Here is a 12,011-nt window from a genome sequence, read left to right as displayed (position 1 = left end):
TACTACGTGTGTTTCGGTCCGGCGGGGACTTCGCTCGCGGAGTTGGTTCGGGTCGCGGGGGCGCGGTGGGCGGTCGAGGAGTGCTTCCAGACCGCGAAGAACGAGACAGGGCTCGACCACTACCAGGTTCGTGGTTATCGGGCGTGGTATCGGCATGTCACGTTGTCGATGGCGGCCATGGCCTACCTGGTCATCACGCGGGATGCCGCGAAAAAAGGGGGCCCGGATTCTCGGGGGCGGCAGGGCTTCCTCTGACTGTCAACGAGGTGCGGCGCTTGTTCAACCGACTTGCCGAACCGATCGTTCATTGTGTTGAGCACGTAGTCGGATGGTCGATCAGACGGCGGTCGAGTCAGCTCAAGGCGCAGCAAAGCCGATTACGACATCACCCTTATCACAACCTGTCGTTGTCGTGTTAAGGGCCAAGCGGGAAGAGCCAAGAGCGAAGAGCTGAAAGTCAAGAGCTGAAGAGCTCGCCTCGCCGGCGGGGCAGGCCTCCAAAAACGAGGGGGACGGGCTCTGTCGGCTGGTGACCGTTTTGTTGGTGGTCCGGTTTACGGACAACTACTGCGGTGGTCGGGGTCCCTCGTCTCCGTTTGGCCTCCTTTCAGGCAAGCACACTCGTCAAGACGCCGGATGACTGTGCGGTCTTCCGGGCAGTGCGGCGGCATCTTGACGAGCGTGCTCGGGCTGCGCCAGGCCAAACGGAGACGAGGGACGCGCGGAACGGGGTGCTGCGGGCTCGCTGCGCTCGCCCCGCAGCCCGCGAAGCGGTGAGCCCGCAGCCCGCTGGCGGTCTGGGGTGTGGTCACTTGGTGCGGTTTGCTGCTGCGCGTTCGCCCAGTGCGGTGAGGACGGCCTCGTCGTAGGGGGTTCGTTGGAACGGCACCAGGTTGGTGATGCCGTTGTCCTCGTGCACCACCACCTCCGTGTCCAGGGAGCCCAGCAGGGCTTCGGCCAGGGTGGCGTTCACGCCTGAGAGCGCGGCCAGGGCTTGGCCGCTCAGCCAGTCCGACCTCGGCAGGTGGACCGGTAGCGGGAGGACCAGGGTTGAGCGGCCTTGCAGTGCGGCGATCCTGCGGAGCATCTGGGTGTACTCCAGGACCTCCGGGCCGCCGATCTCGTAGGTCTTGCCCGCCGTTTCCGGGGTCTCCACCGCGCCCACCAGGTAGCGGATCGCGTCTGCCACCGCGATCGGTTGGCAGCGGGTTCTCGCCTCCGGCGGGGCCAGGATCAGCGGGGCGTGCTCCACCAGGGACAGGAGCATCTTCCAGGACGCGCCGCCGTGGCCGATGACCACGGCGGCGCGCAGGACTGTCACCGGGACTCCGGCGCAGGTCAGCATCGACTCCACCTCGCGCCTGCTGCGCAGGTGGTCGGACAGGGCTCCGTTGCCCAGGCCGCCCAGGTAGACGATCCGGCGCACGCCCGCCTCCGCGCACGCTCGGGCGAAGGACCTCGCCGCTCGGGCGTCGGTCTCCCGGTAGTCGCGGTCGGACAGGCCGTGCACGAGGTAGCAGGCCACCTCGCAGTCGCGGGCCGCTTCGATGAGGCCGCGCTCGTCGGTCACGTCCCCCGCCACGGGGACGCCCGCGCCCCGGTAGTCGTCGGGACGCCTCGTCATCGCGCGCACCTCGTGGCCCGCGCCTTCCAGCGCGGCGCACAGCCGACCGCCCACGAAACCGGATGCACCGGTCACCAAGACCCGCATGGGGCTACAGCCTCGGGCACTCGGCGGTGAGGTGCACGACGAGCGGCGACCTGGGGGCTACCGGTGGAACTCGGTCAGACGGCCTGGCGGGCCGCGGTCAAGCCGCTCCGGCCCAGCGTGAAGGGCACGCAGGGGTGTTCCACGGGGGAGATCTCGCACAGCGCGTCGAGCGCACGCTCGACCCAGTCGTCCACGGCGGGGGAGTGCCTGCCCGTCGCTCCGGTCAGCTGCACCGCCACGGCGCAGCGCCGGGGACCCATGCGCAGCACGCGCACCGATCCGCTGTAGGTCGGGGTGGCCTCGCTGCCCCACTCGACCTTCAGGTTCTCCCAGTCGATCTCCAGGCGGCGCTCCACCGCGCCACCGGGCAGCCACAGGCGCACGGCGTGCGCGTCGTAGCGCTCCACCTCGACGCCCGAGGGCAGCCAGGTGGACAGGTTCTCCAGATCGGTCAGCACGTCGAACACCGCGTCGGCGTCGGCGGGGAGGGAACGGGTCCTCGTCAAGGGCGGTCCAGGTGGTCTAGGCGACGTTTGCGACTTCCATCCTGGGGGGACCGAACACGGATTGACCTAACGAATGGCTGACGATCGACCATTAGTGTGTGCCGGGGGTCACAAACAGTGGATAAAAGTGAAGGAGGCTCTCACTCCGGGTGTCAGTGAGGTGGGTTACTGCTCGGGGTCCAGGCGGTAGCCCGCCCCGCGCACGGTCAGCACCAGGGCGGGGTCGTCGGGGTTCTGCTCGACCTTCCGGCGCAGCCTGCGGATGTGCACGTCCAGCAGCCGCGTGTCGCCGAAGTAGTCGTAGCCCCACACCCGCTGCAGCAGCTGCTCCCTGGTGACGACGCGGCCCGCCGCCGAGGCCAGTTCGACCAGCAGGCGGAACTCGGTCCTGGTCAGGTGGACCTCCTCGCCCGCCCTGAGCACCACGCCCTCGCCCGCGCGCACCTCCAGGTCGCCGAACCGCAGCGCCTCCTCGCCGCCACCGCCGCGCCTGCGCAGCAGCGCCCTGATCCTGGCCGTCAGCTCGCCCGCCACCAGGGGTTTCGTGACGTAGTCGTCCGCGCCCGCCTCCAGGCCCGCGATGACGTCGGCGGTGTCGGCGCGGGCCGTGACGATGATGATCGGCAGGTCGCCGCGCGCCCGCAGGACGCGGCACACCTCCAGGCCGTCCACCCCCGGCAGCGACAGGTCCAGCAGCACCACGTCGAACACCCGCCGGTCGAGCAGGCGCAGCGCCTCCTCGCCGGACACGGCGTCGGTGACGCCGAACCCCTCGTCGCCCAGCGCCAGCCCGAGCGCCTGCCTGATGTGCTCGTCGTCCTCCACGAGCAGTACCGAGAACTCCACCCGCCAAGCTTCCCCCACCCGGCTCGGGACGAAGGTCCCGCCCACCGCCTTGCCAAGGACCGCAGACCTGCGGGACCCCGACTCGTAGCGTCTGGCCTGACGGAGGGAGCGGTGCCGTGAGCGGACCGGTCGTGGTGGGGGTTGACGGATCGCAGGCCGCTCTCGAAGCGGTCCGCTGGGCTGACCTGGAGGCGATCCGGCACCGGGTCCCGCTGCGCCTGGTGCACGGCTGCGAGCTGGCGGCCGAGTCGAAGGAGCCGGTCGGGGTGGGCGCGGCCCGCGCCGAGCGCGGCTGGCGCTGGCTGGCCGAGGCCGCCGCCAAGACCGGCGCGACCGCCGAGCTGGTGCCCGCCGACGCGGTCGAGTCGCTGGTCGCGCACTCCCGGCGGGCCAGGATGCTCGTGCTCGGCTCGCGCGGCGCCGGACTCGAACCGGCCGCTTCCGTGGCGCTGGCGGTCACCGAGCGGGCCTCCTGCCCCGTCGTGGTCGTCCGCACCCCCGAACCCGGCACCGGACGGGTGGTGGTCGGCGTGGACGGGTCTGCGGCGAGCGAGCGGGCGCTCGCGTTCGCGTTCGCCGAGGCCGCCCTGCGCGGGGCGACCCTTCGGGCCGTGCACACCTGGAGCGACCTGCTGTCCGACCGGACCAGGCTCGGGCTGGACCGGGTGCGCGCCGCCGAGGAGGCCTCCCGGCTGCTCGCCGAGCGGCTCGCCGGGTGGAGCAGCGGGTACCCCTCGGTCACCGTCGAGCGGGTCGTGGAGCACGACCGGCCCGTTCGCGCCCTGTTGCGGCACGCGGCCAGGGCGCGTCTCCTGGTTGTCGGCAGCCGAGGTCGCGAGGTCGTGGGCTCGGGGATGCTGCTCGGCTCGACCAGCCGGGCGCTGGTCCACCACTCGCCCTGCCCGCTGGCCGTGGTCCGGCCGGTCGGGGCGTCGCGCTGACCCGCCGCCCGCGCGGCGCCGGGACGCGCTGAGGAAAGGGGTCGCTATGGGCAACAGGATCGTGGTCGGGGTGGACGGTTCGCCCGCCAGCGCGGACGCGCTGCGGTGGGCGGTCGAGGAGGCCGGGCAGCGGGGGTGCTCGGTCGACGCGGTCATCGTGTGGCAGATGGACCCCGGCATGGTGCTCGGGCCGGTCAGCGGCGCGGAGGCGCTCGCGATCGACCCGGAGACCACCCGCGAGGGCTACATGCGGTTGCTGGAGGCGATGGTGGCGCAGTTCGACGTGAACAAGGTGTTCATGGAGGGCGAGCCGGGCCGGGTGCTGGTGGAGGCGTCGAGGGACGCGGACCTGCTGGTGGTCGGCAGCCGGGGGCGTGGGCTGCTGCGGGAGGCGCTCACCGGGTCGGTCAGCTCGTACTGCGTGCACCACGCGGAGTGCCCGGTGGTCGTGCTGCGTGAGCGCGAGCCCGCGCACGCGTGACGACGTCCCCGGTCCCCATCGGCGTCAGCGGTTCCCGTCGGGGTCAGCGGTCCCCGTCGGGGGGCAGCGGTCCTCGCTGGCGTCAGTCTGACGAGTGGTTCTGCTTGTTCTTGCGGGTGAACTTGTGCGGGTGTTCCGCTGAGCAGCGCAGCACCAGGCGGGCGACCTCGCCGGGGTGCGCCACCGGCCCGAGCGCGCGGCTTCCCGCGCTCCAGCCCCGGTCCTCGCTCCAGTGCAGCGGGCCCGCGTCCGTGACCAGCTCGGCCCGGACCGGCGAGCACGGCCTGATGTCCACGGCCAGGGTCAGCACGTCGACCCCGGCGCCGCGTAACGTGTCGAGCACCGCGTCCAGGTAGCGGGTCGCGCTGACCGCGGTGTGCGCGCGGGTGGTCATGGTTCCTCCCGGTGTCCAGGAGTCGATTCTCGGCGCGCCGGTGGGTGGGGTGGAGAGGCGAAGGTCCCCGCGCCTGCGGGTCCTTCCCGGTGGGCCGACCGCACGGTTGCGGCCTGTGGGCAGCGGCAAGTGGGCAGCGGCCAGCGGCCAGTGGGAAGTGGGCGGCGGCCTGTGGGAAGTGGGCGGCGGCCTGTGGGCAGTGGCGGCGGCCTGTGGGCAGCGGGCAGCCGTCAGCGGGTGGTCTTCCCGGCCGCGACCGCCCGCCCTCCCGGCTACAACCAGCCGCTCTCCTCGGCGATCCGGACCGCCTCGGCCCGCGTGCGCGCCCCGGTCTTCCCGATCGCCGCCGACAGGTGGTTGCGCACCGTCCCCTCCGACAGGCCCACGCCCTTCGCCAGGTCGGCGACCGTGCCGCCGTCGCGGGCCAGCGCCAGCACGTCCCGCTCCCGGTCGGTCAGCGGGCTGCGGCCCTGCGCCAGCGACTCCGCCGCCAGGTCGGGGTCGACCACCTTCAGCCCCGCGTGCACCCGCCGCACCGCGTCCACCAGCTGCTCCGGCGAGGCGTCCTTCACCACGAACCCGGCCGCGCCCGCCGCCATCGCCCGCGCCAGGTAGCCGGGGCGGCCGAAGGTCGTGCACACGATCACCCGGCAGCCGGGCGCCCGCTCGCGCAGCAGCTCCGCCGCCGCCAACCCGTCGAGGCCGGGCATCTGCACGTCCAGCAGCGCCACGTCCGGCGACGTCCGCAGCGCCTCCGCCAGCACCTCGTCCCCCGAGCCGACCGAGGCGACCACCTCGATGTCCGACTCCAGCCCCAGCATCGCCGCGAACGCCCCGCGCACCAGCGCCTGGTCGTCCGCCAGCAGCACCCTGATCACTCCGCACCCCCGACTTCCGCCCGCACCCGGTACCCGCCCTCGACCGGACCCGCCTCCAGCGCGCCACCGGCCTCGGCCACCCGCTCCCGCAACCCGACCAGCCCGCTCCCCGGCTGCCCCGCTCCCGCGCCGCGCCCGTCGTCCACGACCTCGATCCACCGGTCGCCGAGCCGCACCGAGCAGGACGTCGCCGCCGAGTGCCGCAGCACGTTCGTCACCGCCTCCCGCAGCACGTACCCGAACACCCCCTGCAGCTCGGGCGCCACGTTGTCCACCGCGCTCGGCAGGTCCGCCTCGATCCCTGCTGCCCGCAGCGCCGACCGCGCGGCCACCAGCTCACCGGCCAGCGCCACCTCCCGGTACCCGCCGACCGTCGCCCGCACGTCCCCGAGCGCCTGCCTGGCCAGCGACTCCAGCTCACCGACCTCGCCGAGCGCCCGCTCGACCTCGCCGCGCTCCAGCAACCGCCGGGCCAGGCCCGCCTTCACGGTGACCGTGGTGAGGCTGTGCCCGAGGATGTCGTGCAGGTCCCGCCCCAGCCGGTGCCGCTCCTCGGCGGCGGCCAGCGCGGCGATCTCCACCCGCGCCCGCGCCAGCTCCCGCCTGGTGCGCACCAGCCGGACCACGGCGGCGAACCCCACCACCAGCGAGCCCAGCGCCGCCACCAGGTGCACCGGCTGCCCGGACCCGGCCGCCCGCCACAGCAGCCCGGCGACCAGCGCGGCGGCGGCCGTCCCGTTCATGGTCAGCGCGAGCCTGGCGGGCAGCACGAACGAGGCGGTGCCGAGCACGTGGACCAGCAGCGCGGCCGAGTCCAGGCCGGTCACCGCGATCACGAGCAGGCCCCAGGCCACCAGCACGCCGACCAGCAGCGCCTGCCGCCCCTCGGTGAGGCGGCGGCGCGCCAGCAGCGGCGCGGGCAGCGCGACCCCGTACCCGACGACCAGCGCCACCGCCGCCACGCGCTCCCCGCGGGTCAGGTCGGCTTCCAGCAGGTCGGCGACCAGGGTGGGGACGAACCAGGCGGCGAACGCGAGACCGATCAGCAGCCAGCGGCGGACGGCGCGCTCGGAGCGGTGCACGGTGTGAACCTACGCCTCGGCCGCGCGGAACCGGCGGGCGGCGATCAAGCCGAGACCGACCACCCACACGCCCAGCACGAACAGCGCCCGCCCGACCTCGACGTCCTGCACGACGGGCGAGAGCGCGAGCTGCTTGCCCCAGTGCATCGGCAGGGTCAGCACGATCCGGCGCAACCAGTCCGGGGCCAGCTCCACCGGGATCAGCACGCCGCCCGCCACGCTCAGCGCCAGCGACGCCAGCCCGGTGACCGCCTGCATCGCGTCCGGCTTGACGGTCAGGCCGAGCACGATCCCCAGCAGCACGAACGGCACCCCGGTCAGCCACACCGCGCCGAGCGAGACCACCCACTGCCCTGCGGTCAGGTCGACGCCCTGCGCGAACGCCCCGACCAGCCCGAGCAGCACCAGCGGCGGCAGGGCCAGCAGCATCCCGACCACGCCCTTGCCGACCACGTAGCCCGCGCCGGTGAGCGGGGTCAGCCGCAGCTGCCGCTGCCACCCGGAGGCGCGCTCGACGGCGATGCTCGCGCCGGTGGTCACGGGGGCGGAGATGATGCCGAACATGGCCATGTTGAGCATCAGCGAGGTCGCCACCGGCACGCCGCCCAGGGTGGCGTCGGTCAGCCCGTAGACGTCCGGCAGCACCAGGAGCATCAGGGACGGCAGCGGCATGGTGGCCACCAGGTAGCGGCGGGTGCGGGTGGCGCGGAGCAGTTCCAGCACGAGGAATCGCGTGTTCACCGGTCCTCCTGTCCGGTCAGCGCGAGGAAGGCCGCTTCCAGGCCCAGCGCGGTGACCTCGACGTCGTGGGCGTTCGGGTGGGCGGCGAGCAGGGCGCGCAGCGCGGTGTCCGAGTCGGCGCACTCCAGCAGGACCCGGTCCCCGCGCGCCTGGACCGCGCGCACGCCGGGCAGCGCGCGCAGCGGGGCGAGGTCGGCGCCGGGCAGGGCGGCGGAGATCACCCGACCGGACACGGCCGTCCTGATCCGCGCGACCGTCCCGTCGGCGATGACCTTCCCGGAGTCGAGGAGCACGACCCGGTCGGCGAACTCCTGCGCCTCCTCCAGGTGGTGGGTGGCGAACAGGACGGTGCGACCGCGCGCGGTGTGCTCGCGGGTGGTGGCCCAGAACCGGTGGCGGGACTGGACGTCCAGCGCGGCGGTGGGCTCGTCGAGCACCAGCAGGTCCGGGTCGGGGACGAGGGCGGCGGCGAGCAGGGCGCGCTTGCGCTGGCCGCCGGACAGCTCGGTGGAGCGGCGGCGGGCGATGTCGTCGGCGCCCGCGCGGGCCAGCGCCTCGGCGACCGGCAGCGGGTTCCGGTGCAGCGCGGCGACCAGGCCGACCACCTCGGCGACCGTGGCGCCCTCCAGCAGCACCCCGTCCTGGAGCACCGCGCCGACCAGCCCGGCCACGACGGCCTGGCGGGGCGTGCGCCCGAAGAGCCGGACCTCCCCGGCGTCCGGGGCGGTGAGCCCGAGCAGGACGTCGACGGCGGTCGACTTGCCCGCGCCGTTCGGCCCGAGCAGCGCCACGATCTCGCCGGGCGCGATGACGAGGCCGACCCCGGCCACCGCCCGGACCGCCCCGCGCGACTTGTGGACCCCGCGCAGCGAGACCGCCGCCGGAGCAGTTGTCGTTGTCATGGTGCAAGCTTGTGCTCCCCGGTCGCCCCGGACGCGGGCCGCGCGTCACGACCGGTCCATGACATCCGTCATGGGTTCGCCGCGAGGAGGCAGGCCTTGTCCGTGCTGGAGGGGTTCACCCGCACCGAGGACACCCCGGACTGGATCCGCTGCTGGGAGAGTGAGATCTCCGGGGTGCCGGTGTACGTGGTGTTCACCGACGACGAGTCCGAGTCCGATGTGGACGAGGAGTTCCTGGCCGCCATCGTGTCCGATGTGGACGGTGTGGTGGCCGCCGCGCGGAGCGCGGCCGAGGAGCACCTGGGGTCGGACGCGTTCAGCGAGCCGTCGATCACCCTGAACCCGCCGGACTCGATGGTGGTGCGGTTCGGGGAGTGCGCGGTGGAGGGCTGGGGCGAGCTGGGGGTCGGGGTGGACTTCAGCGGGTTCGTGGTGACCGGGGTGACGGACTTCGCGGACGCGGAGGACGTGGACGCGGAGGATGCCGAGCACGCGCAGGACGCCGAGCACGCGGAGCACGGGGAGCGCTAGTGGGGCGGCCGGAGAGTGGCGCCGTCGGGCCGGTGGTGGACCTGGGCGCGGTGCTGCTGTGGAACCCCGGAGGGGCGGACCCGGAGCACCCGCTGCCGAAGGTGGCGGTGCGGTTGCGCGCGGAGGGCATGACGGCGCTGCTGCCGGAGGCGGTGGCGGTGAACCGCGACGGCCCCTCCCTGCCGGACTTCCTCGCCGGGCTGGCGGAGTCGTTCGCGGGGTGGGAGGGCGAGCGGCGCTGGGAGAGCCTGGACCGCGACCTGCTGCTGACGGCGACGCACGACGGGCGGGGCGCGGTCGCGCTGCGCTGGGAGGTCGCGCCCTGGCGCGGGCCCGGTACGGGGTGGCGGGCCTCGGTGGTGGTGGCCGTGGAGCCGGGGGAGGGGATGCGGGGGTTGGCGGAGGACGTGCGGGAGGTGTTGGCGGGCTGAGCCGAGGTCAGCGGGCCTTGGTGGCGCGGAGGAACTCCGCCCAGGCGGGTGCGGGGATGGCGATCGCGCCCGCGTGGGGGTTCTTGCTGTCGCGGACGTGCGTGGTGTGCGCGGTCAGGGCGATCTCGACGCAGTTGCCGGTGCCCGTGCTGTAGCTGCTCTTGCGCCAGGTCATCCCAGTTCCTTGATCACGTCGTTGATGAGGTCCAGTGACTCCCTGGGTGACAGGGCTTGGCCCTGCACCGAGCTGAACGCGTGCAGGTAGCTGCGGATGATCCCGCTGCGCTCGTGCACCGTCCAGGAGGTCACACCGTCAGCGTAGACGGCCTCGGGGTCGGCTTCGTCGGGCCACTGGATGATCACGAACGAGTCGCCGAGCGCGGCGTGCGCGTCGGCCGTGAACGGGACGACCTGCACCGTGACGTCGTGCTCCCGGACCGTGCGGGCGATGTGCTGGAGCTGCGCGCGCAGGACGGCGGGACCGCCGACCCGCTGGCGGATGGCGGCCTCGCTGACCACGGCGGTCAGGCGCAGGTCCTCGCTGAGCTGCTTCTGGCGCTTCATCCGCAGCTCCAGGTAGCGGTCGATGTCCGAGACGCGGATGTGCGGCGAGACCGCCGTGATGACGCGCTCGGCGTACTCGCGGGTCTGGAGAAGGCCGGGGATGACCTGGCCCTCGTAGGTGCGGATCCAGGACGCGTCGGCCTCCAGCTCGATCAGCATCTGCACGGCCTCGGACAGGATGTCGCCGTAGTCCTGCCACCAGCCGGGTTCGTCGGCCCTGCGGTGCAGCTCCTGGAGCTGGGCGGTCGCCTCGGCGGGGATGCCGAGCACCTCCGCCGCGCGGGTCAGCAGGGCGGGGGAGACCTTCGTCTTCCCGGTCTCGATCTTCGACCAGGTGGCCTGGTGGATGCCGAGCCGGGCGGCCAGCTCGGTGCCGGACAGGCCGTTCTGCTGCCGGTGGTCGCCGAGGCGGGCGCCCAGGCGGCGGCTGCGCACGGTGGGGCGCACGGGGGTCCTCCGATCACTCGCTCTTCATGATCTCGGCTCGTTCGGCCTATTCCGAGATCACCCGTTCGAGTCGGCTCGGTGGCTGACATAAAGCTCGGCATTATGCCTAGCATGGCCGTGTGGCGTGGGGCACACGGTAGACCCCGCGCGGTGCGCGGACGGAGACGGGTGATGAGCGGGAACTCGGTGAGCATCGACCTCGGCGCGAGCGGGTCGGTCAGGCTGTGGGCGCGGCGGAACGAGGAGGCGGCCTGCCTGGTGCTGGAGGCCGGTGGCACGCAGTGCGAGGTCGACCTGGGGCGGGCGCAGGTGGAGGCGCTGCGCGACCAGCTCCCCGAGGCGCTGGCCGGACTGGACCGGTGGGTGGCCGAGAACGACGGGTGCGCGCGGGGCGACGACGCCGGGCTGCGGGCCGCGCGCGCCTCGGAGCGGGCGCTGGAGCTGGCCGCGCACGCGCCGGACGAGGTCGCCGCGTCGCTGCGCGCGGCCGTCGCCGAGGCGAGCGCCAAGGCCGAGGCGGCGGACGCCGCCGTGCGCGCCTTCGAGAGCGCGGCGCTCGACGTCGACGAGGCGGTGGCGCGGCTCAACCAGGTGCTGGGCGAGGCGGAGGCGGCGCTGCCCCGCCGTTCGTGACCGCGACCGTTCCGGACCGGCGCGGACCGGCGGCCGTCTAGGGTGGCGCGCGTGGAACAGCGTCAGGGCGTCGAGCGGCCGGTTCGGTTCGGGACGGCGCAGCTCGCGCCCGCGCCCTACCGGGAGCGCGGGTGGCTGCTCATGGTCGACGGGGTGCTCCAGTCCTGCGTGGACCTGGACGACCCCGGCTACCTGCACCTCCCCTACACCCGCTGGGTCGCGCGCGTGCTCGACCTGCACTGGCCCGAGGGCGACCCGGTGTCCGCGCTCCAGGTCGGCGGCGGCGGGTTCACCATCTCGCGGTACCTCGCGCACACCAGGCCCGGTTCCGCGCAGGAGGTCTACGAGCTGGACGGGCCGCTGGTCGAGCTGGTCCGGGAGCACCTGGCGCTCGACGCCGTGCCGGGGCTGCGGGTGCGGGTCGAGGACGGCGAGGCCGGGATCAGGGGCACGGCGGACGACGCGGCCGACGTGGTGGTCATGGACGTCGCGCGGGTCGGCACGATCGCGCTCGACCTCGCCGCCACGCCGTTCCTGCGCGAGATCGCCAGGGTGCTGCGGCCGGGCGGGCTGTACCTGGGCAACATGTGGTCGGCGGCCGACCTCGGGCTCGCGCTGCGGGCGGTGGCGTCGCTGACCGAGGTGTTCCCGCACGTGGCGCTGCTCGCCGAACCCGGACTCCTGCTGGGGAGGAAGGCGGGCAACGCGGTCCTCATCGCCTCGGACCGCGCGCTGCCGCACCGCGAACTGGCGGAGTGGGCCGAAGCCGGGGGGAACAAGGTGTTCTGCCTGTCGGCGGCCAAGCTCGCCGAGTTCAAGGGCACCGCCGAACCGCTCGGGACGGACATCCCCGAGGACAGCATCACCCCGGTGCCGCGCTGGCGGACCGGGGTGAGCTGACCGGGGGTGTCACGAGGCCGGCC

Annotated in this window: 16 protein-coding genes and 1 pseudogene; 7 read left to right on the top strand and 10 right to left on the bottom strand. The window is 73.7% G+C overall.

Annotation, left to right across the window (positions count from 1 at the left end; all coding sequences use genetic code 11):
- A pseudogene (locus tag LV78_RS35755) lies at window positions 1–255 on the top strand (IS701 family transposase); the annotation flags it as partial.
- Window positions 256–808: 553 nt separating this feature from the next.
- Here the strand turns inward: LV78_RS35755 and LV78_RS35750 are convergent.
- From LV78_RS35750 to LV78_RS35740, 3 genes are all read right to left on the bottom strand, one after another.
- Window positions 809–1,711 (bottom strand): NAD(P)H-binding protein, encoded by a 903-nt coding sequence (locus LV78_RS35750; protein ID WP_253850533.1) that lies wholly within the window; start codon window positions 1,709–1,711, stop codon window positions 809–811.
- Between the two features lie 74 nt (window positions 1,712–1,785).
- On the bottom strand, window positions 1,786–2,217 hold the full coding sequence (locus tag LV78_RS35745) for an SRPBCC family protein (protein WP_253850532.1): 432 nt from the start codon (window positions 2,215–2,217) through the stop codon (window positions 1,786–1,788).
- Between the two features lie 165 nt (window positions 2,218–2,382).
- Window positions 2,383–3,063 (bottom strand): winged helix-turn-helix domain-containing protein, encoded by a 681-nt coding sequence (locus LV78_RS35740; protein WP_253850531.1) that lies wholly within the window; start codon window positions 3,061–3,063, stop codon window positions 2,383–2,385.
- A gap of 116 nt (window positions 3,064–3,179) precedes the next feature.
- Here LV78_RS35740 and LV78_RS35735 point away from each other — a divergent pair, with 116 nt between their 5' ends.
- Both LV78_RS35735 and LV78_RS35730 read left to right on the top strand, forming a co-directional pair.
- Entirely contained in the window at window positions 3,180–4,004 is an 825-nt protein-coding gene (locus tag LV78_RS35735; protein WP_253850530.1) for a universal stress protein, read from the top strand.
- A 46-nt stretch (window positions 4,005–4,050) separates the two neighbouring features.
- Complete coding sequence (locus tag LV78_RS35730; protein WP_253850529.1) at window positions 4,051–4,485, top strand: universal stress protein; 435 nt, start codon at window positions 4,051–4,053, stop codon at window positions 4,483–4,485.
- A gap of 82 nt (window positions 4,486–4,567) precedes the next feature.
- Here the strand turns inward: LV78_RS35730 and LV78_RS35725 are convergent, their stop codons facing one another.
- From LV78_RS35725 to LV78_RS35705, 5 genes are all read right to left on the bottom strand, one after another.
- A complete protein-coding gene (locus tag LV78_RS35725) occupies window positions 4,568–4,879 on the bottom strand; it encodes a hypothetical protein (RefSeq protein WP_253850528.1) in 312 nt (103 codons plus the stop codon).
- A gap of 272 nt (window positions 4,880–5,151) precedes the next feature.
- On the bottom strand, window positions 5,152–5,757 hold the full coding sequence (locus LV78_RS35720; RefSeq protein ID WP_253850527.1) for a response regulator: 606 nt from the start codon (window positions 5,755–5,757) through the stop codon (window positions 5,152–5,154).
- The gene (locus tag LV78_RS35715; protein ID WP_253850526.1) at window positions 5,754–6,839 is read right to left on the bottom strand and encodes a sensor histidine kinase; all 1,086 of its coding nucleotides are present in this window, start codon (window positions 6,837–6,839) and stop codon (window positions 5,754–5,756) included. Before LV78_RS35715 ends, LV78_RS35720 begins: the two co-directional genes overlap by 4 nt.
- A 9-nt stretch (window positions 6,840–6,848) precedes the next feature.
- Window positions 6,849–7,580: an ABC transporter permease gene (locus tag LV78_RS35710; protein WP_253850525.1), complete on the bottom strand. Its 732-nt coding sequence runs from the start codon at window positions 7,578–7,580 to the stop codon at window positions 6,849–6,851.
- Entirely contained in the window at window positions 7,577–8,482 is a 906-nt protein-coding gene (locus tag LV78_RS35705; protein ID WP_253850524.1) for an ABC transporter ATP-binding protein, read from the bottom strand. The genes LV78_RS35710 and LV78_RS35705 overlap by 4 nt, the downstream gene beginning before the upstream one ends.
- 96 nt (window positions 8,483–8,578) lie before the next feature.
- Here LV78_RS35705 and LV78_RS35700 point away from each other — a divergent pair, with 96 nt between their 5' ends.
- Together LV78_RS35700 and LV78_RS35695 are read left to right on the top strand one after the other, a co-directional pair.
- Window positions 8,579–9,013 carry a hypothetical protein gene (locus LV78_RS35700; protein ID WP_253850523.1) on the top strand — a complete coding sequence of 145 codons (435 nt, stop codon included), beginning with the start codon at window positions 8,579–8,581 and terminating at the stop codon, window positions 9,011–9,013.
- Window positions 9,013–9,444 carry a DUF6228 family protein gene (locus LV78_RS35695; RefSeq protein ID WP_253850522.1) on the top strand — a complete coding sequence of 144 codons (432 nt, stop codon included), beginning with the start codon at window positions 9,013–9,015 and terminating at the stop codon, window positions 9,442–9,444. Before LV78_RS35700 ends, LV78_RS35695 begins: the two co-directional genes overlap by 1 nt.
- Window positions 9,445–9,451: 7 nt before the next feature.
- On the opposite strand, the gene LV78_RS35690 is transcribed toward LV78_RS35695, so the two are convergent.
- A complete protein-coding gene (locus LV78_RS35690; protein WP_253850521.1) occupies window positions 9,452–9,619 on the bottom strand; it encodes a DUF397 domain-containing protein in 168 nt (55 codons plus the stop codon).
- A complete protein-coding gene (locus LV78_RS35685) occupies window positions 9,616–10,455 on the bottom strand; it encodes a helix-turn-helix domain-containing protein (RefSeq protein ID WP_253850520.1) in 840 nt (279 codons plus the stop codon). Before LV78_RS35685 ends, LV78_RS35690 begins: the two co-directional genes overlap by 4 nt.
- Before the next feature lie 171 nt (window positions 10,456–10,626).
- Here LV78_RS35685 and LV78_RS35680 point away from each other — a divergent pair, with 171 nt between their 5' ends.
- Complete coding sequence (locus tag LV78_RS35680; RefSeq protein ID WP_253850519.1) at window positions 10,627–11,088, top strand: hypothetical protein; 462 nt, start codon at window positions 10,627–10,629, stop codon at window positions 11,086–11,088.
- A 51-nt stretch (window positions 11,089–11,139) separates the two neighbouring features.
- Window positions 11,140–11,988: a spermidine synthase gene (locus tag LV78_RS35675; RefSeq protein ID WP_253850518.1), complete on the top strand. Its 849-nt coding sequence runs from the start codon at window positions 11,140–11,142 to the stop codon at window positions 11,986–11,988.
- Window positions 11,989–12,011: the final 23 nt, after the last annotated feature.

The organism is Actinosynnema pretiosum (genome assembly GCF_024171695.1).
GTDB lineage: Bacteria > Actinomycetota > Actinomycetes > Mycobacteriales > Pseudonocardiaceae > Actinosynnema > Actinosynnema pretiosum.
Note: the sequence above shows the minus strand (reverse complement) of the source record. Positions and strands in the feature narration are given on the sequence as shown.

Bases quoted from the DNA above. Each gene is read 5' to 3' on its own strand.
- LV78_RS35750 (WP_253850533.1), bottom strand. From the start codon at position 1,711: ATGCGGGTCTTGGTGACCGGTGCATCCGGTTTCGTGGGCGGTCGGCTG.
- LV78_RS35730 (WP_253850529.1), top strand. From the start codon at position 4,051: ATGGGCAACAGGATCGTGGTCGGGGTGGACGGTTCGCCCGCCAGCGCG.
- LV78_RS35725 (WP_253850528.1), bottom strand. From the start codon at position 4,879: ATGACCACCCGCGCGCACACCGCGGTCAGCGCGACCCGCTACCTGGAC.
- LV78_RS35705 (WP_253850524.1), bottom strand. From the start codon at position 8,482: ATGACAACGACAACTGCTCCGGCGGCGGTCTCGCTGCGCGGGGTCCAC.
- LV78_RS35690 (WP_253850521.1), bottom strand. From the start codon at position 9,619: ATGACCTGGCGCAAGAGCAGCTACAGCACGGGCACCGGCAACTGCGTC.
- LV78_RS35680 (WP_253850519.1), top strand. From the start codon at position 10,627: ATGAGCGGGAACTCGGTGAGCATCGACCTCGGCGCGAGCGGGTCGGTC.